The organism is Oceanobacillus sp. HCA-5259, assembly GCF_037892815.1.
Lineage (GTDB): Bacteria > Bacillota > Bacilli > Bacillales > Amphibacillaceae > Oceanobacillus > Oceanobacillus indicireducens.
The window spans coordinates 1-22,150 of the sequence record NZ_JBBKBV010000002.1 but is presented as its reverse complement, the minus strand read 5'-3'; the positions used below and the strand labels follow the sequence as shown (position 1 = coordinate 22,150).

General features: G+C 41.2%; 19 protein-coding genes, 1 riboswitch and 1 other annotated feature. Of the genes, 12 read left to right on the top strand and 7 right to left on the bottom strand.

Annotated elements, in window-relative coordinates; all coding sequences use genetic code 11:
• Positions 1-123 precede the first annotated feature (123 nt).
• The 7 genes from WKU33_RS01395 to ytkD all read left to right on the top strand — a co-directional run bounded on the left by WKU33_RS01395 (position 124) and on the right by ytkD (position 7,918).
• On the top strand, positions 124-1,521 hold the full coding sequence (locus WKU33_RS01395) for an isochorismate synthase (protein ID WP_156855575.1): 1,398 nt from the start codon (positions 124-126) through the stop codon (positions 1,519-1,521).
• Positions 1,518-3,272 (top strand): 2-succinyl-5-enolpyruvyl-6-hydroxy-3-cyclohexene-1-carboxylic-acid synthase, encoded by a 1,755-nt coding sequence (menD, locus tag WKU33_RS01390; RefSeq protein WP_340452842.1) that lies wholly within the window; start codon positions 1,518-1,520, stop codon positions 3,270-3,272. The genes WKU33_RS01395 and menD overlap by 4 nt, the downstream gene beginning before the upstream one ends.
• Positions 3,273-4,079 (top strand): 2-succinyl-6-hydroxy-2,4-cyclohexadiene-1-carboxylate synthase, encoded by an 807-nt coding sequence (menH, locus tag WKU33_RS01385; protein ID WP_188859272.1) that lies wholly within the window; start codon positions 3,273-3,275, stop codon positions 4,077-4,079. It abuts the gene before it with no gap.
• 137 nt (positions 4,080-4,216) lie between these two features.
• Positions 4,217-5,035, top strand: coding sequence for a 1,4-dihydroxy-2-naphthoyl-CoA synthase (gene menB, locus WKU33_RS01380; RefSeq protein ID WP_156855573.1), 819 nt, complete (start codon positions 4,217-4,219; stop codon positions 5,033-5,035).
• A 160-nt stretch (positions 5,036-5,195) separates the two neighbouring features.
• Entirely contained in the window at positions 5,196-6,635 is a 1,440-nt protein-coding gene (locus WKU33_RS01375) for an o-succinylbenzoate--CoA ligase (protein ID WP_340452841.1), read from the top strand.
• 375 nt (positions 6,636-7,010) lie between these two features.
• Positions 7,011-7,337 carry a hydrolase gene (locus WKU33_RS01370; protein WP_336252946.1) on the top strand — a complete coding sequence of 109 codons (327 nt, stop codon included), beginning with the start codon at positions 7,011-7,013 and terminating at the stop codon, positions 7,335-7,337.
• A gap of 110 nt (positions 7,338-7,447) precedes the next feature.
• Positions 7,448-7,918 (top strand): RNA deprotection pyrophosphohydrolase, encoded by a 471-nt coding sequence (gene ytkD / locus WKU33_RS01365; RefSeq protein WP_156855570.1) that lies wholly within the window; start codon positions 7,448-7,450, stop codon positions 7,916-7,918.
• A 29-nt stretch (positions 7,919-7,947) separates the two neighbouring features.
• On the opposite strand, the gene WKU33_RS01360 is transcribed toward ytkD, so the two are convergent.
• The 4 genes from WKU33_RS01360 to pckA all read right to left on the bottom strand — a co-directional run bounded on the left by WKU33_RS01360 (position 7,948) and on the right by pckA (position 12,803).
• Entirely contained in the window at positions 7,948-8,754 is an 807-nt protein-coding gene (locus tag WKU33_RS01360; protein WP_188859263.1) for an ABC transporter permease, read from the bottom strand.
• On the bottom strand, positions 8,751-9,542 hold the full coding sequence (locus WKU33_RS01355; protein ID WP_340452838.1) for an ABC transporter ATP-binding protein: 792 nt from the start codon (positions 9,540-9,542) through the stop codon (positions 8,751-8,753). The genes WKU33_RS01360 and WKU33_RS01355 overlap by 4 nt, the downstream gene beginning before the upstream one ends.
• Positions 9,543-9,553: 11 nt before the next feature.
• The gene (locus WKU33_RS01350; RefSeq protein ID WP_336252948.1) at positions 9,554-10,537 is read right to left on the bottom strand and encodes an ABC transporter substrate-binding protein; all 984 of its coding nucleotides are present in this window, start codon (positions 10,535-10,537) and stop codon (positions 9,554-9,556) included.
• A 685-nt stretch (positions 10,538-11,222) separates the two neighbouring features.
• Positions 11,223-12,803: a phosphoenolpyruvate carboxykinase (ATP) gene (gene pckA, locus WKU33_RS01345; protein WP_370459726.1), complete on the bottom strand. Its 1,581-nt coding sequence runs from the start codon at positions 12,801-12,803 to the stop codon at positions 11,223-11,225.
• A gap of 338 nt (positions 12,804-13,141) precedes the next feature.
• Positions 13,142-13,247, top strand: a riboswitch (SAM riboswitch).
• Between the two features lie 121 nt (positions 13,248-13,368).
• Between pckA and metK the strand changes: the two genes are divergently transcribed.
• Positions 13,369-14,574 (top strand): methionine adenosyltransferase, encoded by a 1,206-nt coding sequence (gene metK / locus WKU33_RS01340; RefSeq protein ID WP_156855665.1) that lies wholly within the window; start codon positions 13,369-13,371, stop codon positions 14,572-14,574.
• A 382-nt stretch (positions 14,575-14,956) separates the two neighbouring features.
• On the opposite strand, the gene WKU33_RS01335 is transcribed toward metK, so the two are convergent.
• Positions 14,957-15,481 (bottom strand): gamma carbonic anhydrase, encoded by a 525-nt coding sequence (locus WKU33_RS01335; protein ID WP_156855565.1) that lies wholly within the window; start codon positions 15,479-15,481, stop codon positions 14,957-14,959.
• Between the two features lie 101 nt (positions 15,482-15,582).
• Between WKU33_RS01335 and WKU33_RS01330 the strand changes: the two genes are divergently transcribed.
• Complete coding sequence (locus WKU33_RS01330) at positions 15,583-16,677, top strand: tetraprenyl-beta-curcumene synthase family protein (RefSeq protein ID WP_340452836.1); 1,095 nt, start codon at positions 15,583-15,585, stop codon at positions 16,675-16,677.
• A gap of 130 nt (positions 16,678-16,807) precedes the next feature.
• A complete protein-coding gene (locus tag WKU33_RS01325) occupies positions 16,808-17,236 on the top strand; it encodes a DUF1801 domain-containing protein (RefSeq protein WP_156855563.1) in 429 nt (142 codons plus the stop codon).
• Positions 17,237-17,288: 52 nt separating this feature from the next.
• On the opposite strand, the gene WKU33_RS01320 is transcribed toward WKU33_RS01325, so the two are convergent.
• Complete coding sequence (locus WKU33_RS01320; RefSeq protein ID WP_156855562.1) at positions 17,289-17,849, bottom strand: class I SAM-dependent methyltransferase; 561 nt, start codon at positions 17,847-17,849, stop codon at positions 17,289-17,291.
• A gap of 94 nt (positions 17,850-17,943) precedes the next feature.
• Positions 17,944-18,155: a binding site (T-box leader), on the top strand.
• Between the two features lie 152 nt (positions 18,156-18,307).
• Between WKU33_RS01320 and leuS the strand changes: the two genes are divergently transcribed.
• Entirely contained in the window at positions 18,308-20,722 is a 2,415-nt protein-coding gene (gene leuS, locus WKU33_RS01315) for a leucine--tRNA ligase (protein WP_156855561.1), read from the top strand.
• Between the two features lie 52 nt (positions 20,723-20,774).
• Here the strand turns inward: leuS and WKU33_RS01310 are convergent, their stop codons facing one another.
• The gene (locus WKU33_RS01310; RefSeq protein WP_156855664.1) at positions 20,775-21,086 is read right to left on the bottom strand and encodes a rhodanese-like domain-containing protein; all 312 of its coding nucleotides are present in this window, start codon (positions 21,084-21,086) and stop codon (positions 20,775-20,777) included.
• A gap of 119 nt (positions 21,087-21,205) precedes the next feature.
• On the opposite strand from WKU33_RS01310, the gene WKU33_RS01305 reads away from it, so the two are divergent.
• On the top strand, positions 21,206-21,970 hold the full coding sequence (locus tag WKU33_RS01305; protein ID WP_156855560.1) for a hypothetical protein: 765 nt from the start codon (positions 21,206-21,208) through the stop codon (positions 21,968-21,970).
• Positions 21,971-22,150: the final 180 nt, after the last annotated feature.

Genomic DNA, 22,150 nt, shown 5'->3' with positions numbered 1-22,150 from the left:
CTCCTGCTATGTTCCATTTTCTTGGCTTAATTATCAAAAAACGGTCCTTTTCTTGAGAAAGTGATGAAAAGAGCATAAAATGGTTATAGGTGTTTTTTAGTGGTATTTATCGGAGGTATAGTTATGATCGATATTCAAATGAAAGAGCTTGAAGAAAAAATAGCAGCCGTAAAGAATTCCATCGGCCCAAATGAATCATCCAAGCTTTTCAGTTTGACGAAGAAAATAGAAAATAAAGACCCTCTCCTTATATTTGAGGGGGCGAAGCAGTTTGTTAAAGACCGCTTTTATTGGATGAATCCGAATCGCACCCTAGCAATAACTGGAGTTGGCAGTGTGCAAACGTTAATAGCTGAAGAGAATCGTTTTCAGGAAACAGAGGATTTATGGAAGCAAGCGTTAGAGCATACTTGGATTGATAATCCTTACTCGACGGTGCCGGCAACAGGGTTTGTCGCTTTCGGCGGGATGGATTTTGATCCACTTGAAGTAAAAACAGAGCTTTGGAAGAAATTTGAATTAAGCAAATTCTATATTCCAGAACTAATGCTGACAACTTATCATTCAGACAGTTATGTGACGGTGAATATACTCATCAATAAAGAAGAGACAATAGATGAAGCAGCAACAAGACTTCGTAAAAACACACAGAAGTTTATAACTGGTAAGACATTCGGCGTGCAGCATATTGAGATTAAAAGAAACCGAGTCATTGAACCAGAAAAATGGAAAGAAACCGTCAAAGAAGCAACAAAGGAAATGAAAGAAAAACGCGCAGAAAAAATAGTCCTTGCACGGGAAGTCCGTCTATCCTTTACGGAAGAAATTAATATCACGCAAGTTCTTGAAGAGCTGCATCATACACAGGCAAACAGTTATATCTTCGCATTCGAAAGTGGAGGGGACTGTTTTATTGGTGCGACTCCAGAGCGGATAGTCAAGGTAGAAAACAATAATTTACTTTCGACCTGTCTTGCGGGAACGGCTCCCCGCGGAAAGACGAAAGAAGAGGACGAGCAGATCGGTTATGAACTGCTGCATGACAAGAAGAATCGGGATGAGCATGAATTTGTCGTAAAAATGATTAAAGAAGCCGTACTAAAAACCTGTACAAACGTCAATATTCCGAACGAACCGGTACTTCATCCGTTAAAAAACCTACAGCATTTATATACATCGGTAACAGGAACGTTGAAAGACGAGTATTCCATTTTCGATTGTCTTAAAGATCTGCACCCGACACCTGCTCTTGGTGGTACGCCAACAGAAGATTCGTTAGCTTATATACGTGAACATGAACTGCTTGACCGGGGATGGTATGGTGCCCCGATCGGTTGGGTCGATAGCAATCAAAATGGAGAGTTTGCGGTAGCAATCCGTTCTGGACTGATCCAAGGGGATGAGGCATCCCTATTTGCTGGTTGCGGGGTTCTAGCTGATTCCGATCCGGAAATGGAATTTGAAGAGACCAGAATTAAAATGCTGCCGATGCTAAATGTGCTGGGAGGAAAACAGGAATGAATCATACGGAAATATTAACGAGGTATACTGCCAATTTTGTCGATGAAATGATTCAAAACGGAATTCAGCATGTTGTTATATCCCCTGGATCCCGGTCAACTCCGCTATCGCTGGCCTTTGCTGAGCATGAACACATCAAGGAATGGGTTGTCATCGATGAGCGATCCGCTGCATTTTTCGCTCTTGGACTTGCGAAACAGACGAAAGCAGCGGTAGCATTAGTTTGTACGTCAGGTACTGCTGCAGCGAATTATTATCCGGCAGTTGTCGAGGCGTATTACAGCCGTGTTCCGCTCGTGATTCTAACTGCAGATCGGCCTCATGAGTTAAGGGATGTCGGCGCCCCGCAAACGATTGATCAACTTCATTTATTCGGAAATTATGTTAAATGGTTCCAGGAAATGGCGATTCCTGAAGGGGATGACGGTATGCTCCGTTATGTTAGACAAAAAGCGGCACGGGCAGTGTATATGGCTTGTGAAGGGAATCGAGGTCCTGTTCATTTGAACTTTCCATTACGTGAACCACTTACTCTTGACTTTTCTTTGGAAGGTATTTGGAAGTATAAAGGAATGGTTGAACATTCAGCTCGCATCCCGCTTGACGGAAAAAAACGATTGACGGAAGAACAGCTCGAAGCTTTCCTCAGCCAGTTGACAAATAAGAAAAAGGGGCTGATCGTCTGCGGACCACAAGCAGATGCTGATGAACAGTTCCCCGAGCAAGTTGTCGCCCTTGCTGAAAAGTGGCAGCTGCCAATACTAGCTGACCCGCTCTCTGGGCTGCGAAGTGGGCCACATCGTAAGGTAAATATAATTGAAACGTATGACGCACTACTAAAAAACAAGGCAATTCGTGACCGAATGAAGCCTGATTTTATTATCCGTTTTGGTGCTATGCCAGTTTCAAAAGCTTATTTATTTTTCATCAAAGAAAATGCAACGATTCCACAATTCGTTGTAGAAAATCATTCTGGCTATAGGGAACCGACGGGAAATGTAACGGAATTCATTTTTGCAGATCCAACTACACTTTGTGAAGAATTGCTTGCTGTTGATCAGCCAGCCTTTTCAGAGGAATGGTTGCATGATTGGAAAGCGATGAACAAAGTAGCGAGAAATCATTTTCTTTTTGGTATGGAAGAGAAAATTACAGAAGGTGAAGCCATTCGGGGACTGCGTGAAGTCATTCCTGAAGGTAGCACGCTTTATGTAGGAAACAGTATGGCCGTCCGGGATGTAGATACCTTTTTCTTAACGGATGATAAACCGATTTCGGTTCTTGCCAACCGCGGGGCAAATGGAATTGATGGAATGGTTTCAAGTGGAGTTGGAGCGGCGGCTGCTGGAAAACGAGTAACACTCGTCTTAGGGGATTTATCATTTTTCCATGATATGAATGGATTACACGCTGCTAAGCATTATGGGATTGATATCACGATATTGCTCATCAATAATAATGGTGGTGGAATCTTCTCATTCCTCCCCCAAGCAGAGGATCCGAAGCACTTTGAAGCATTATTCGGAACCCCGTTACATTTGGATTTCAGAAAAGCTGCTGAACTTTATGAGGCGAATTACTTTGCCCCAGAAACAGAGGAAGAATTGAAAGAAGACTTGCAAGTAAGTTATGAAAAAAAAGGTTTGTCAATTGTCGAAGTGAAAACGGATCGGGAAGAGAATGTAAAGTGGCACCATGAGAAATGGCAGGCAATTGCGGATGAAATTTTTTTTAAGAATAGGATGGTCTAATTGTATTTTTCAATGGAAGATATGAATTATTGGTACGAGATTCATGGGGAAGGGGTACCAGTTGTTCTTCTTCATGGCTTTACAGGCAGCACGTTGACATGGGATAAGGTTGTAACAGCTCGTCCGGATGGGATGCAATTGATTACAGTTGATTTACCGGGCCATGGCTGGACAAAAGGAACTTCAAGAATAACGATGGACTCCTGTATTGATGATTTACATGGATTATTTCAGCATCTTGAATTAGATACGTTTTTCCTTGTTGGCTATTCAATGGGTGGGCGAGCCGCATTAAGTTATACTGTGAAATACCCGGAAAGTGTACGGGGGCTTATCCTTGAGAGTGCTTCTCCAGGTCTAAAGGATACGAAAGCGAGAAAGAATCGAGAAGCAGGTGATGAGGAGCTCGCTAAGCTGTTGGAGGAAGAAGGGATCGAATCATTCGTTGATTACTGGGAGAATATCCCGTTATTTGCTACACAGAAGGAGTTGCCGGATGAAACACAGGCAGCAATCCGTGCTGAGAGAATGTCCCAATCGAAAAAAGGGCTTGCTGATTCTTTACGCGGAATGGGAACAGGAAGCCAACCATCCAATTGGGAAGCTTTAAAAGATGTAACAGTTCCGGTCAAGCTTCTTGCAGGTGAGCTGGATGAGAAGTTTGTGGCAATCAATCAACAAATGGCCGAAATGTTACCTTATGCAGAATTAGACATTTTTCCTAAATGCGGACATGCGTTACATATTGAGCAACCGGAGCATTTTCAGCAAGCTTTACTCGAATTTGCAAAATTGCATATATCATGAGAAAATTAATCAAGTAAGTTTTTGCAGATAAGAAAGCATAAATCCTTTCTTACTGCATAAGTGCAACTAAGGTAAGGCATTCGCCGAAAAAAGTTAGCAAATGCCAAGTTTTCTAATAGAATAGGGAGGAATAAGGGTTGACTGTACAATGGGTTGAAGCTAAAAAATATGAAGAAATCATTTATGAAAAATATAACGGTATCGCAAAAGTGACGATTAATCGTCCGGAGAAGCGAAATGCATTTACACCGCTTACTGTAAATGAAATGATCGATGCCTTTTCAGATGCGCGCGATGATTCCTCGATCGGCGTTATCGTTTTAACTGGTCAAGGGGAAAAAGCATTTTGCTCCGGTGGTGATCAATCAGTACGCGGTCACGGCGGGTATGTCGGGGGAGACGAAATCCCTCGTTTGAACGTGCTTGATTTACAACGTCTCATCCGTACGATACCGAAACCAGTAATCGCAATGGTAGCTGGTTATGCAATTGGTGGTGGACATGTATTGCATGTCGTTTGTGATTTAACAATTGCAGCAGATAATGCGATCTTTGGTCAAACTGGTCCGAAAGTTGGTAGCTTTGATGCGGGTTATGGAGCAGGTTATTTAGCGCGTCATATCGGTCATAAACGTGCACGTGAAATCTGGTTCCTTTGCCGTCAATACAATGCCCAAGAAGCGTTTGATATGGGACTTGTCAATACTGTCGTGCCTTATGAGAAGCTGGAAGAAGAAACAATTCAGTGGTGTGAAGAGATTCTGGAGAAATCACCAACAGCGATTCGTTTCTTGAAAGCATCATTTAATGCAGATACCGATGGACTAGCTGGATTGCAGCAATTAGGCGGAGATGCAACGTTACTTTATTACACAACAGATGAAGCAAAAGAAGGCCGCGATGCATTTAAAGAAAAAAGAAAACCAGACTTCAAAAAGTTCCCACGCTTCCCGTAAAACCAAAACCTTTGCTACCCCAGCAAAGGTTTTCTTTTTGAACCGGGACAAGGGGTCAGAGCACTTGTCCCGGTTTGAAGTGGGACAAGGGGTCAGAGTAACTGTCCCACTTCGACAAAGTAAAAAGCAATTATGTAATTAATGAAAGGAACAAATATAAATGGCTGAAATTATTCCACACTGGCTTTCGAAACAAGCAAATTTATCACCAGATAGCACTGCGCTTGAATTAGTAGACGGCGGTAAAATTACTTTTCTAGAATTACAGAACAGAAGTATGGAAATGGCAAGAAAACTAGCTGGACTTGGTGTTAATAAAGGGTCTCATCTTGGAATTTTATCGGCTAACAATTTAGATATGGTCTATATGATTCATGCTATAAGTTACCTCGGAGCTGTCGGTGTGCTATTAAACACAAGACTGAGTGATGATGAATTAAATTATCAGCTGCAAGATGCTGAAGTAAGTATACTCATTACGGATGATAAGCACTCTTCCCGACAGCTTCAAGTGAATCAAGTCTATGCGTACGATGAAGTCAATGAGCAAAAAGAAATGCAAGTTACATTACAGTTAGAACTAAATTTAGAACAGCCATTTACAATTATTTACACCTCTGGTACAACCGGGTTTCCAAAAGGGGTCGTACACACGTATGGAAATCACTGGTGGAGCGCTATTTCCTCCGCATTAAACCTTGGACTGGAGAAAAATGATAAATGGTTAATTTCTTTGCCGTTATTTCATGTAAGCGGGCTATCCACTTTAATGAAAAGTGTGATTTATGGAATGCCGGTCTATCTGATGAAAAAGTTTGATGTTGATCTAGTTCACGAAGCGATTATGGATAAAAAAGTTACCATCGTTTCTGTTGTAACATTGATGGTTCAGCGTCTTATGGATAAACTGGGCTCGGAAAATTATCCACAAACATTGCGTTGTTTTCTACTTGGCGGCGGTCCCGCTCCAAAAGTATTATTGAAACAAGCACAAGATAAAAAGATACCGGTTTTCCAGAGTTATGGGATGACGGAAACGACTTCGCAAATAGCAACATTATCCGCTAAAGACGCATTATTAAAAATTGGTTCAGCCGGAAAACCGCTATTACCTGCTGAACTGAAGATTAATAATCCTGGTGAGGATGATGTTGGCGAAATTATTGTAAAAGGGCCCATGGTCACGAAAGGTTATTTTAAAAATGAAGCGGCCAATAAGCAGACGATTATAGATGGGTGGCTTCATACAGGGGACCTCGGTTATCTCGACGAAGCGGGCTATCTTTATGTTGTGGACCGTCGAACAGATCTCATTATTTCCGGTGGAGAAAATATTTATCCTTCTGAAATTGAAAATGCACTGATGAAAATACCAGAGATTAAAGAAGCAGGAGTTATCGGTGTCGCCGATGATACTTGGGGTGAAGTTCCCGTTGCTTATGTAGTGTTGTATGAATCTATATCGAAAACGGATATTTTAGCAAAACTAAGCAAACAATTGGCAAAGTACAAATTGCCGAAGAAAATCAAATTTATCGATGAAATGCCCAGAAATGCGTCAAATAAGTTAGTTAGAAAAAAATTAAAAGAACTTGAATAAAGTAACAATGCGAGCTTTCCACTACTATAGCGGAAGGCTTATTTTTTCGGTGGGACAATTTCTCTGACCCTCTGTCCCGCCTCGTATCGGGACAACTGCACTGACCCTCTGTCCGGCCTCGTATCGGGACAACTGCTCTGACCCCATGTCCCAACCCCATGTCCCACTAAAGTGGTTTAAATTTTTTTTATAAGGAAAATAGTTTAGAGGAGGGTTGTTGAAGATGAATGGGTTTTTTGGTTAGTATTTTTCAGCGAGTTTTATGCATAGTTTAATGAAATTATAGCTACTCCAAGTGAGGCCCCAACAATTCGTTCGGCTTCTGTACATGCATTTTCTTTAAAAAGGTAAACTAATACAAAGGAGGGTGAATTCATGAAAGAGAAATATTACGTGAATATTTCAGATGGTGGTATTCACAAGAAGAGTGCAGAAGGAAGCGCGACATTCGGGATCTATGCGGATGATGGGGATCTTAGCAAGATAAGGGAGAAGATGGATAATATGGACGAGGCGAATTTGGCAAGTTATGTTCGGGCGCATATTCCATTTACCCCTCCGGATGAATCTCCAGAAAACGCACGGTATGATAAGAACTTGAAAGAACTATATGCACTGCTTCATGAGCTTGGTGATGAGAGTACGAAAGCACATATCGAATCCATCGATATTCTGAACGGACCGGGTAATGGTTTAGTTTAAAGGAGAAAGTGGGGGAGACCTCACTTTCTTTTTGTACATATGGTACAATGAAGCAACCTAAGGAAATAAAAGACGTGAAATAATTAATACATCAAAGGTCGTGTTTTTGTTTGATTACATTTAGAGACTTTTATAATAATAAAGTACAATTATCCTTTCAAGATCATCCTTTTTCCAAAGAACCAAAACATGTCCTCGTCATCTGCAAACACCGAGAAAAGTGGCTGTTGACAAAGCATAAGGAACGGGGACTAGAATTTCCTGGTGGGAAAGTCGAACCTGGGGAATCTGCACACGATGCTGCCGTAAGAGAGGTGCTGGAGGAAACTGGTGGGGTCGTTACTAACCTTCATTATATCGGGCAATATTTCGTAGATGGTAAAAAGGATTATGTCATTAAAAACCTTTATTTCGCCGAAGTGAAAGAATTAAAAGAGCAACCAACTTATTTTGAAACAGATGGTCCGGTATTGTTGTTGAAAATTCCAGAAAACGTGAATTTTAATTCATCCTACAGTTTTATCATGAAAGATCGGGTTGTTGAACATGCCATGGAATACATCGAGAAATATTTCCAATAAGACGAGGAGGCGCGGACATTGTCCGTGCCTTATCTCGTATGCTTCATCAGCCAAGCCTCGAGCTTTTCGACCCCTTTATACATCAATGCCGCTAGTATCGCAATTATAACAAGACTAGCCATCACGAGTGAAAAATCAAACACTTGGAAGCCATAAATAATTAAATATCCAAGTCCTTGTTTGGAAACAAGATATTCTCCGACAATAACTCCAACCCAGGATAAACCGACATTCACTTTCAATGTGGAAATCATAACAGGGAGTGAAGCGGGAAAAATTGCTTCTTTAAATATTTGTGATTGATTCGCCCCGAAACTGCGCAGTACCATCGTATAATTCCGGTCCACTTCCAAAAAAGCCCGGTAAACAACTAAAGTAGTAACAATTACTGAGATAATAAATCCCATCGCAATAATCGATAGATATCCTGGGCCGAGTGCGACGATAAGGATCGGTCCAAGCGCAACTTTTGGCATCGCATTGAAAATGACTAAATATGGATCCATAATATTTGCGAACCGGTTTGAATACCATAGGGAAGTTGCGATTAACACACCACCGATTGTACCGATGAGAAAGCCGAGTAATGTCTCAAATAATGTAACCGAAACATGGACGAACAGGCTTCCGTTTGCAATTCGTGTGAAGATCAGGTCGAAAATTTTTGAGGGAGAGCTAAATAATAATGGATCAATAATGTAAAGGCGACTACTAATTTCCCAACAGAGGAAAAAAAGAACAGCAATACTTATTTGCCAAGTTAGAACAATTTTCCTCTCTTTTTTAATCCCTTTTTGATACGCTCTATATAATTGTTCATCTTTTAGCTTCTTCATGTCGCTTCACCAGATTTTTGTTGCACTTCTTCTTTCTCTAACTCTTGCCAAATCGTATCGAACAGTGGTTGAAAAGCTTTGTGCTTCCGGGCGATAGTTGGGGATTCTTCACGTAATTCCATTGGTACCTCATAAACTTTTACAATTTTACCGGGATTCGCCTCCATAATAATGATCCGGTCACTCATCGCAATCGCTTCTCCAATATCATGGGTTACGAGAATGGTTGTTTTCTTATATTGATTAAGAATTGTTGCAACAAGGTCTTCCAGTTTCAATTTTGTCTGAAAATCGAGAGAAGAAAATGGTTCATCCAGGAGGAAAATTTCCGGGTTATTCATAAGCGTCCGAACAAGGGCGGCACGCTGTCTCATTCCACCAGACAATTCGGTCGGATATTGGTGCTTTGCATTCGATAAACCGACTTCCTGAAGCAAAACATTAGCCCGATTTATTGCTTCTTCGTCTTGGCGTTTCTGGATCTTTGGCCCAAGTAAAACATTATCTTGGACCGTTTTCCAAGGGAATAAATAATCTTGCTGCAGCATATAACCAATTTCTTCCTTACATTGTTCAATTGGCTCGCCTTTAATGAAAATACTTCCCGAAGTGTGCTCAAGTAACCGTGCGATTATGGAGAGAATCGTTGACTTACCGCAGCCGCTTGGCCCTAGGACCGATACGAATTCACCTCGTTCCATCGTAAAGCTAATGTCTTCGAGTGCTTTCGTATAGCCTGTTTTTGAAAAATAATGATGGCTGACCCCGGCAAGCTTTAAAATCGCCATAAATATCCCTCCTATTCATTCATCACTTCTTCGGCAATGTTCGTGTTAACCAAGTCTTCATGGGGGGCATCAATGGGGAGTTCACCAGCTTCATCCATGATCGCTTTCAAATTCTCCCATTCTTCTTCATCTAAATAAGGATCTGTTGCGAAAGAGTCTTGATTTTTATATCGTTCAATAGAAGAAGCTAGTATATCTAGATCGGTATCTTCAAAGTAGGGGGCAATCACTTCCGCAATCGTCTCAGAGCTATTTTCCTCCACCCATTGCTGAGCCTTGTAAATGGCTCGTGTAAACTTTTTCACCGTTTCTTCATTCTTTTTCAAATAGCTTTCTTGTGTCATAAAAACGGTATAAGGAACTTTTCCGGATTCTTCGCCAAAGGATGCGATAATATGTCCTTGCCCTTCTTGTTCAAAAACACTTGCAGTCGGCTCGAATAATTGCACGAATTCATAATTCCCTGACTGAAAAGCGCTAGGGATATTTGCAAAATCAACGCTTTGGTCTAAGAGAAGGTCATTATGCGGATCAATGTTATGTTTTTTCAGCACGAATTCTCCAACCATTTGTGGCATACCTCCAACACGCTGGCCAAGAAATTCTTTCCCTTTCATATCTTCCCAGGTGAAATCCGGATAAGCTTCTTTTGCCACGAGAAATGTACCGTCTGTTTGCGTGAGCTGAGCGAAGTTTACTGCATAATCACGGGAATCTTGAGCATAGACGTAGATTGATGTTTCAGACCCTACTAGGGCAATATCTGCCCCTCCGGATAGGAGTGCAGTCATTGTTGTATCCCCGCCCCAAGTCGTTTGAAGTTCAACATCCAAGCCTTCTTCTTCAAAAAAACCTTGTTCCAGTGCTACATATTGTGGGGCATAAAATAGGGAGCGCGTAACTTCAGCGAGATTAATCTTCACTGTTTCTGATTGACAGGCAGTAATAAATAACAGGAAGCCGAGCAAAAGTAAACCTTTCGTTATTTTTCTCATAGTGTCCGCCCCTTTCGTATCATAGTGGATAGTCAACTACAGTTTATGCCTGGGCGGTGGAATTGTGCAGAAGACAGGGGGGAATGAGAAAAACAAAGACGAAAGTACCATTACAGTAAGTTTGCGGACGCCTAGGGTTGCGATTACTCGTTTTACCGAAGTGCGTTTGTAATAACACATCCAATAGTCGCAGCAACGCACAAGAGCTATTTACGGACTGTTTACCCCCTTCACATATTGGGTTTCCCTCTTGTTTAGAGGTGGGGGTATTACAGACCGTTAATACGTGATAAAGTGAAACTCATTCAGTGGGGTATCCTTCCCTCCCCACTGAATGTTAGTTGAACAGAATCAGGTATTTACGGACTGTTTACCCCCTTTCACATATTGGGTTTCCCTCTTGTTTAGAGGTGGGGGTATTACAGACCGTTAATACGTGATAAAGTGAAACTCATTAAGTGGGGTATCCTTCCCTCCCCACTGAATGTTAGTTGAACAGAATCAGGTATTTACGGACTGTTTACCCCCTTTCACATATTAGGTTTCCCTCTTGTTTAGAGGTGGGGGTATTACAGACCGTTAATACGTGATAAAAAAACTTCCGATTTTAATAAAAAATCGGAAGTCCCAGCGAAGTCGCTGTTAATAAAATTTATAATTATCCTTTTGGGATGAGGATACATTGTTACCCTTTATACACGGGACCTGCTGCTTTAGTAGCATCACTCACGTTCTCAAACTTCGCAAAGTTCTCGTGGAATTTCTTAGCGAGTGCTTTCGCTTCCTGTTCGTAGGCCGCTTTATCTTCCCATGTATTCTTCGGGATGAGTACTTCATCAGGCACACCTGCTACGTGAACAGGAACCTGCAAGCCGAATATATCATCGGTTATTGTTTCGATATGATTCAATTCACCTTCTAGCGCGGCATGGATCATCGCGCGTGTATAGGATAATTTCATTCGGTTTCCAACACCGTAAGACCCACCAGTCCAACCCGTGTTTACGAGGAATACATTAGAATTATACTGATCGATTTTTTGTCCAAGCATATCCGCATACTTCGCTGGTGCGAGCGGTAAGAATGGGGATCCAAAGCAAGCAGAGAAGGTCGCTTCCGGCTCCGTCACGCCGCGCTCTGTCCCAGCAAGCTTACTAGTATAGCCGCTTAGAAAATGGTACATAGCCTGTTCTTTCGTAAGCTTGCTGATCGGTGGCAATGTTCCAGACGCGTCGGCCGTTAAGAAAATAATCGTATTCGGATGACCAGCAACACTTGGAGTGACGATGTTATCGATATTATCTACCGGATAAGCTGCCCGGGTATTTTCCGTCAAGCTCGTATCGTCATAATTTGGTTCACTTGTCACATCATCAATCGTAACGTTCTCAAGTACAGAACCAAAGCGGATCGCGTTGAAAATTTGTGGCTCTTTCTCTGCAGAAAGATTAACACATTTAGCATAACAGCCGCCTTCAATATTAAATACACCATTCGGACTCCAGCCATGTTCATCATCACCAATCAACCGGCGGTATGGATCAGCAGAAAGAGTCGTTTTTCCGGTTCCGGATAGGCCGAAAAATAATGCCACGTCACCCTCTTGACCAACGTTCGCTGAGCAGTGCATCGATAGAACATCCTGCTGTGGCAGCAGATAGTTCATTACAGAGAAAATCGACTTTTTAATTTCCCCTGCATATTCCGTTCCCCCGATTAATACGACACGCTTCTTGAAGGAAATGATGATGAATGTCTCTGAATTCGTCCCATCTTCTGCAGGGTCTGCTTTAAAATGCGGTGCTGAAATAACCGTAAATTCTGCTTGATGTGTTTTAAGTTCTTCTTCTGTAGGTGTTATAAATAGTTGACGGGCAAAAAGATTATGCCAGGCAAATTCGTTAATTACTTGGATCGGTAAACGATATTTTTCATCCGCTCCAGCAAAGCCTTGGAACTGATAAACTTCGTCCTTTTCCATTAAGTAATTTACTACCTTTTCGTGTAACTTATCAAAGGAAGCTTCATCGATCGGTTGATTCACTGGACCCCATTCAACCGTATCTTCCGTAATCTCGTCTTTAACAATAAATTTGTCTTTCGGTGAACGACCTGTATATTTACCTGTAGTTGCAGTTACTGCTCCTGTTGAAGTTAGAACGCCTTCATTTCGATCTAACACGCGTTCCACCAGACGAGCTACTGAATAGTTTCGATTCAAATTCTCGTGTTCTAATAGTTGGTTTGTCAATGATTTCTCCACCATTTTCATTCTTATTCTCCTGCCTTTTAAAAGGTTTTGTTGAAGGAAGACTGCAAACTTCCTCCTTATCGCTTATCTTAAATCTGACATTAGTATAACACATTAAATGGAATAGTCCATACTAATTGAAAAATTTTTTGAGAACTGTCGGTAACCTATTTTAGTTCGTTATCATTTTTGTTGGAAAACGATTTCAATATGTTGTTCTATATTTGATTGTAACAAAGAACAGACAGTATGAAAATAAAACTGGTAAAAAATAATGAAATATGATACGCTATTTTTCAGTAATCGATTATTAAGTAACGAATCCCTTTTAAATAAGGTTATAATAATTTCAATTCTTATTCAGAGCTGGTGGAGGGACAGACCCGGTGAAGCCCAGCAACCTCACGATTTGTGAAAGGTGCTAATCTGTTGCAAGGAATTTTCCTTGAACAATAAGAGTGAAAGGCTAATTAATCCTTTCCTCATACTTGCGGGAAAGGATTTTTATTTTCATGCTTTGAATAATGGAACGAATGGAGATTGGGTTCCGTTACATATTACAAAGGAGAGAACAAGCCAAATGGCTGCAAATGCAAATCGTCGTTTATTTACTTCAGAATCAGTAACAGAGGGACATCCTGATAAAATGTCGGATCAAATATCTGATGCGATACTGGATGATATTTTAAAAGAAGATCCAGATGCACGTGTGGCATGCGAGACAGTCGTTACAACGGGAATGGTGCTCGTAGCAGGTGAAATCACAACTACAACTTATGTAGATATACCGCAAATTGTCCGCCAGACGGTGAAAGACATTGGTTACACCCGAGCAAAGTATGGCTTTGATTATGAAACTTGTGCCGTCATGACTGCAATTGATGAGCAATCACCTGATATTGCCGGTGGGGTCGATAAGGCACTTGAAGCAAGAGAAGGGAAGATGGAAGAAGAAATAGAAGCAATCGGAGCAGGTGACCAAGGATTAGTGTTCGGTTATGCGACGAAAGAGACGGAAGAATATATGCCACTTCCAATTAGTCTTTCCCATAAGCTTGCAAGACGTCTTTCCGATGTAAGAAAAAACCGGGTATTGGATTATTTACGTCCAGATGGGAAGACACAAGTTACCGTCGAATATGATGAAAAGAATCAACCAGTTCGTGTGGATACAATCGTTGTTTCTACTCAGCATCATGAAGACATTCCGAATGAACAGATTATTTCTGACATTCGAGAGTATGTTATAAAACCGGTTATACCAGAAGCGCTTTTAGATGAAGATACAAAATACTTCATCAATCCATCTGGCCGCTTCGTGCTTGGCGGTCCGCAAGGTGATGTCGGCTTAACGGGCCGGAAGATCATCGTGGATACGTACGGAGGCTACGCACGTCACGGCGGAGGTGCTTTCAGTGGGAAGGATCCGACAAAGGTGGACCGTTCCGGAGCTTATGCAGCTCGATATGTAGCGAAAAACATCGTGGCGGCAGGGCTTGCTGCAAAATGTGAAGTACAGCTTGCTTATGCGATCGGTGTTGCAGAGCCTGTATCCATCACAATCGACACATTTGGAACGAGCGAGTATCAGGAAGAAGTATTAGTGGGAGCGGTGCGTAAGCTATTTGACCTTCGACCTGCAGGGCTGATCGAGATGCTTGATTTACGGAAGCCGATTTATAAAAATACAGCGGCTTATGGACATTTCGGCAGAACCGACATTATTTTCCCGTGGGAAAAACTTGATAAAGTTGAAGAACTGCAAAAGATAGTTTGTGAAAAGTAAAAAGCGCGAAGGTGGAAACGTCATTATGGTATAGTTTCGCGGCTGCCGGGGACATGAGGTTACTCGTCCCACCGAAGACCGATTGTACTAGCGTATCCAGTAGTCAAAGTAGCGTAGTAATCGTGCCTCACAGGATAGTTCGGTGTTGCTCATACGTTTTAATAGTTTTATCACGCATTAACGGTCTGTAATATCCCTGCCTTAAATAGGAGGGAAGTCCGACATGTGAAGGTGGGGAATAAACAGTCCGTAAATCCCTGATTCTGTTCAACTAACATTCAGTGGGGAGGGAATTCCCCACTGAATGAAGTTTCACTTTATATGAAGTGCAATAAGAGCTATTCCGTTGAGTCGGGATAGCTCTTATTGTATAAAGGAAAATTTATTTTTTCCCCAAATCTGTATGTATTTTATAATATTGACCTTTCTCCACGTAGGATTTTCTTACCCGTTCCATTTCTTGGTAATCAGCCGCTGTTAGGTCTCTTGCGTATTTTGCAGGGTTTCCCATATATAAGGTGTTTGGTGGAATTTTTTTCCCCGGTGGCACGAGGCTTCCTGCTGCTACAAATGCATTTTCTCCGATTTCCGCCCCATCTAGGATGATTGCTCCCATACCAATAAGGGCGTTCTTTCTAATAATGGCTGAATGTAGGGTGACTTGATGGCCGACCGTAACGTCATCTTCAATAATAAGTGGATTATCAGGGCTTTGGTGCAGAACGGTCAAGTCTTGGATGCTGACTCGTTTACCAATTCTTGTTGGTGCGATATCACCGCGGATTACAACGTGGAACCAAATGCTCGAATCCTCATCGATTGTGACATCTCCATTTATAACAGCGTTTTTTGCTAGGAAAACTGAATCATGAATTTTTGGATAAACCCCCTGATAATGATCAATCATATGAACACTCCTATTCCCTTGTATTTTTTAAGCTCAATGTTGATAATAATGATAGTATAACAAATCTATGTAAAAATGATGAAATGATGGAGGCGCAAGGAATGCAAATACCGAATACAGCAACTGGGTTACTATATGAAGTCTACAACACTTTATTTCCTATTGTTGAGGAAGAGATGAAAGGGTGGGAAGAGAAAGCAGCAGCTATTCCAGATAAGGAACTGCAACTACAAGCCCTAGCCAGTATCGATTCAAAAAAATTCCATTGTCAGGGTGGTGCTGTGTTCGCATTGCTTGCTGGAATGAAGTATGAAAAAGCGATTCGTTTTATCGTTGCATATCAGACGATCAGCGATTACTTAGATAATCTCTGTGATCGCAGTACATCACTTGATCCGAAAGATTTTCGTATGCTCCATGAGGCGATGAAGGATGCGCTCCGTCCTGAAGCAGCTTTGCAAGATTATTATGCTTATCGGTCGGAGAAAGCTGATGGGGGTTATCTTGAGAAATTAGTGCTTACGTGTCAAGCTGCATTGAAAGACATCGACGACTATGAACAAATCCAGGAATATTGTTTAGAACTATGGACGCTGTATGCGGACCTTCAAGTACATAAACACGTCAAAGTGGAAGAGCGTATCCCGCGGCTGACAACTTGGTATAAGGAAAAGAAAGATAAAGCGCTTGGATTAAGCTGGTATGAATTTGCAGCAGCGTCTGGATCAACGCTTGGCATTTTTTGTCTTGTGTCTTATGCAATGGGCGGGAAAATGACTGCATCGCTTCCGCAACATATAATGTACAGTTATTTTCCATCTGTGCAAGGCTTGCATATTTTACTTGATTATTATATTGATCAAAAAGAAGACGAAATGGAAGGAGATTTAAATTTTTGTAATTACTACCGGGATGATGTGGAGCTTCTCGAACGGTTACAATATTTTATACACTTAGCAGAAGACCGTACGCGGGACCTACCTGATTCGACTTTCCATCAGTTCATCCCTAAAGGTCTTGTTGCATTATATTTAAGTGATGAAAAGGTTGAATCGTTACGGGAAGGGAAACAAGTTAGGAAAAGATTGTTAAAAACAGCGGGAATGTCGGGAGCATTTCTTCATTACAATATTCGTTTGTATAATAAAGTGAAACTTCATTCCGTGGGGAATTCCTTTCCCCCCACGGAATGTTAGTTGAACCGAATCAGGGATTTACGGACTGTTTATGCCCCCTTCACATATTGGGTTTCCCTCATGTATAGAGGAGGGGATATTACAGAACGTTAATACGTGATTAACTTACGAGTTAAGGGAGATTGAATTTATGTATGAATTAAAAACGAAAGAAAATGATCGGGATGTCGTGGAGTTTATCGAATCGGTAGACCATCCGAAACGGCGGGAAGATGCTTATAAATTGTTGGATATTTTCTCGAGTGTAACTGGAAGAAAAGCGAAAATGTGGGGACCAAGTATTATCGGTTATGGTTCTTACCATTATAAATATGCTTCTGGCCATGAAGGCGATGCACCGATAGTAGGTTTTTCCCCTAGAAAAGCTCGACATAGCATTTATGTCATGATGGATGAGGGGAAGCGCGAAAAATTACTCGAGAACTTCGGGAAATATAAAGCCGGCAAAGCTTGTGTCTATGTTAATAAGCTTGAAGATATTGATCGAGCTATTCTGGAAGAAATGATAAAAGAAACAGTTGCCTTTGTAACGGAGCACTATGAAATCACTGATTTTTAAAAAGAAACAGGTCAGTCGGAGAATAAATCTAACTGACCTGTTTCCTGTCCATTCACTTCTTTTCAATAGCGAGCACGAATGGCGGATTATTGATTTGATTAATGAAATCATATTTAAGGACATGGTACTTTTTCTGATCGAGTTCCGTAACATATTCAAGAAGTGCTGTTTTTTCTTCCTTCCCGCCTTCATGACCATGATAAACAACAAGGATAATGAGTCCTTTTTTCTTTAACCTAGCTAATAACTTTTCTACAGCAGGAATTGTCGAGTTGCTTGTCGTGATAATTTGTTTATCACTCTTTGGTAAATAGCCCAAATTAAAAATCGCCGCACTAATTTCCTCACGATCTTCTAGATAATTATCGACAAGGGCATGGCTATCTTGAATAAGCGTGACATTCGTATATTCGGCTGCTTCAATCCTTTCTCGAGTTGAAGCAATCGCTTGTTCCTGAATGTCGAATGCCAGTACTTTTCCTTGTGCACCAGTAAGTCCAGCTAAGACAAGTGTATCATTACCATTTCCGCAGGTTGCGTCAATGGCGAGGTCTCCTGGGGAAATGGTTTCTTCTAGTAAATGGTGGGCGAATTGCAAGACATTTTTTAACATGATTCATACATCCTTTCTAGCATAAGAATAGAACATTTGGCTTATCTTGACAATAATCTTAGGATTCTTTATAATTCGATGTAATCATTACATTAAAAAAACGTCGCATAGGATTAGTAATAAATGCGATTCATGGATAGAGAGGCAGCGGGTGGTGGAAGCTGCTCATGATGTATTTATGAACTCACCTATAAGTTGCAGAGGTGAAATGAGTAACTTCTGCCGTAAATCTGCGTTAAAGATGGAAAGTGAGCATAATTGCTAATTTGGGTGGTACCGCGGGAATATAAGCCTCTCGTCCCTATCTTTGGGATGAGTGGCTTTTTTTGGCAGATAAGAAAGGATAAAGCCTTTCTTACTGCATAAGTGCAACTAAGGTTGTCACTGAAAGGCTCGGTGACAATCAAGTTTTCTAATATAAAATAATCAGCACCATGTTGCATGAAGGAGGTCACAGCATGAGTTATCATCATGCAGAGATTGAAAAGAAATGGCAGGAATATTGGGATAAACATAAAACGTTTAAAGCGGATACGTATTCCGATAAAGAAAAATTCTATGCATTAGATATGTTTCCTTATCCGTCTGGTTCAGGGCTTCATGTCGGTCATCCAGAGGGGTATACGGCAACGGATATTATTTCGCGGATGAAAAGGATGCAAGGATACGAGGTGCTTCACCCAATGGGGTGGGACGCATTTGGTTTACCAGCTGAGCAATATGCCTTGGACACTGGAAATAGCCCGGCGGAATTTACAGAACAAAATATTGCTACATTTAAACGTCAAATTAAAGAACTAGGTTTCTCTTATGATTGGGATAGAGAAATTAATACGACGGATCCGAACTATTATAAGTGGACCCAGTGGATTTTTACAAAGTTGTATGAAAAAGGGCTTGCGTATATTGATGAAGTGCCAGTGAACTGGTGTCCAGCACTCGGAACGGTTCTCGCTAACGAAGAAGTTATTGACGGGAAAAGTGAACGTGGTGGTCATCCGGTTATTCGTAAACCGATGAAGCAGTGGATGCTTCGTATTACTGCTTATGCGGATCGTTTGCTTGAAGATCTGGAAGAGTTGGATTGGCCAGAGAGTTTAAAAGAAATGCAACGAAATTGGATCGGTCGTTCGGAGGGAGCGGAAGTAACCTTCACGATTGATGGGCATGATAAAGATTTCACCGTTTTTACAACCCGTCCGGATACACTGTTCGGCGCAACGTATACAGTACTTGCTCCAGAACACCCTTTCGTTAAAGAGATTACAACCGCAGAACAAAAGGACGCAGTTGAAGGATATCTTCATGAGGTGGAGACGAAATCCGAACTGGAAAGAACCGATTTGGCGAAAGATAAAACCGGAGTATTCACGGGAGCCTATGCCATTAACCCTGCTAACAATAAAAAAGTACCGATCTGGGTAGCGGACTATGTATTGATGTCTTACGGTACTGGGGCGATTATGGCGGTTCCTGGGCATGATGAACGGGACTATGAATTTGCGACAGAATTCGATCTTCCCATCATTGAAGTCGTAAGTGGTGGAGATATGACGAAAGAGGCGTATGCTGGCGATGGCCCCCATATCAATTCTGGATTTTTAAATGGACTGCATACCGAAGAAGCAATTACGAAGATGATCGACTGGCTCACTCGAAATGGTAAGGGTGAGAAGAAAATCACTTACCGTCTTCGCGATTGGCTCTTTGCAAGGCAGCGTTACTGGGGTGAACCAATTCCAATTATCCATTGGGAAGATGGTTCAATGACGGCTGTTCCTGAGGAAGAACTTCCATTGGAATTACCTGTTATTAAGGAAATCAAACCATCTGGTACAGGTGAGTCTCCATTAGCGAATGCGGAAGATTGGGTGAATGTTGTTGATCCAGAAACCGGAATGAAAGGTCGTCGTGAAACGAATACGATGCCCCAATGGGCAGGAAGCAGCTGGTATTTCTTACGGTATATCGATCCGGATAACACAGAAGCGTTAGCAGATCCGGAGGCACTTAAAGAATGGTTGCCGGTTGATTTATATATTGGAGGAGCGGAGCACGCGGTATTACACTTGCTCTATGCGAGATTCTGGCATAAGTTTTTATACGATATTGGTGTCGTACCTACGAAAGAGCCGTTCCAAAAGCTATATAATCAAGGGATGATTCTTGGAGAAGGTAATGAGAAGATGAGTAAATCGAAAGGGAATGTCGTAAACCCTGATGATATCGTTCACTCACATGGTGCTGATACGCTAAGACTATATGAAATGTTTATGGGGCCACTAGATGCTTCTGTTGCCTGGTCTACTACTGGACTTGACGGCGCACGACGTTTCTTGGACCGAGTGTGGCGCATGTTCATCAATGAGGATGGAAGTTTGACAGATAAAGTTACGGAAGGGTCAAATGAGAAATTAGATAAGGTTTATCATGAAACGGTTAAAAAAGTTACCATAGATTATGATAATCTGCATTTTAATACGGCGATTTCTCAATTAATGGTATTTACGAATGAGGCTTATAAAGTCGACCAGATACCAAAAGAGTATGCGGAAGGCTTTGTTAAATTACTTTATCCGATTGCACCTCATATGGGAGAAGAACTCTGGGATAGATTAGGTAACCCTGGTACGATAACGTATGAAGCATGGCCGGCATTTGATGAGAGTAAGCTTGTAGAAGATGAAATTGAAATCGTCCTGCAGGTAATGGGTAAAGTCCGTTCGAAGGCAAATGTATCAAGAGACGCTTCAAAAGAAGAACTTGAGCAATTAGCATTAGCAGATGAAAAGATCCAAGAATGGACCCGTGGGAAGACAGTTCGGAAAGTAATTGTTGTCCCTGGTAAACTAGTTAATATTGTTGCTAATTAATAGAAGGAAAAAGCTTTCTCTTCCTACTTGAAAAGGAGAGAAAGCTTTTTTGTTATTTAATGATTACTTCACCTTGCCAGTCGAGCATACCACCTATCATGTTTGAAACATTGAAACCTTGTTCTTTCATATATAATGCGGCGTTCATACTTCTTCCACCCGAACGGCATACTAAGATATATTCTTTTGACCGATCAAGTGAATCTGTTGCTTTTGGTATTTGTTTCAAAGGGATATGGAGTGCCCCTTCAATTATTCCGTTTGCAATTTCCTCATCTTCTCTTACATCGATAAGGACGACGTCTTGTTCTTTTATTAGCATTTCTTCTACTTCAGTTGTGCTTATTTCTTTAATTTGATCCATCAAAATTATCCTTCCTATTAACGATTTCTATTTCACGCTATATTTTACTTTGTTCATGCATAGCTTGCAATCAAGATACACAAGCTAGCAAATGACAATATACGAAAAGAGGAATCCGTATGCGATTATTTATTTATCTTTTTATCGTGCCGATTATGATTTTTCAAACCATTGAAGTAGCGGCAAATGAAGTTGAACCAGTTCTCATCTCGACATATGAAGAGGATGTAACTGGAGATGGTAAGCTTGAAACAATTAAGCTGTATGGCGTTCATTTTAGTCCGGATTCCGTATATTACAAAGATATTTTTGCGATTATCACATCGGAGTCCGAAGAATGGCGAATTGATTATCAAGGTGGATATGACCCAACTATTCAGTTTATCGACTTGAATCACGATAATGTTCCAGATATCTTCTATCAAAGTCCTACAGGAGGAAGCGGTGGGTTGTACACATCAAAACTTGACACACTTGCTCGTAGTGAATTGGAATCAATCCCTTTACCGGAGCAAGACTATATAAAAGGATATTTTGAAGACGGATTTCAGGCTGTAATTGAACTCGCTTTGAATGCAGAACCTATTCTAGTAGATGTAGCGGATCGGAAAGATGATTACATTAGACTGGGAATATTTGATGAAGAAGGCAAACTTCTTCAAGAAACACCCCTTATGATTGATCCGATTGCCTTTTTTGAACCTGTCGAAATTAGTGACCGCAATGGTTATGGACTGAAAAGTTTTAAGCAGATAAGCGGGGCTTATCACGCTGATCAGTTAGGTGTAGTTGAGACACTTTGGTACTACGAAGACGGCAAGTGGATAGCATTACAGGTCGATTGGAAAGGGGCTGGAGAATACGACGCGGCTAAATTCTATTAAAAAACATGTATTATCATGTAAGAAAAGTGTTTTTGTTGTTGACAATCATAATAGGCTATGCTAAGATGTAAGTCCAAGGTTAATTCCTTGTAAACAACATTTAATAAATGAAATTAATTGTTGACACGGAGTTATCTTGTGTGTTATATTTGTGAAGTCGCCTTTTTGAGGCGAGCGAAT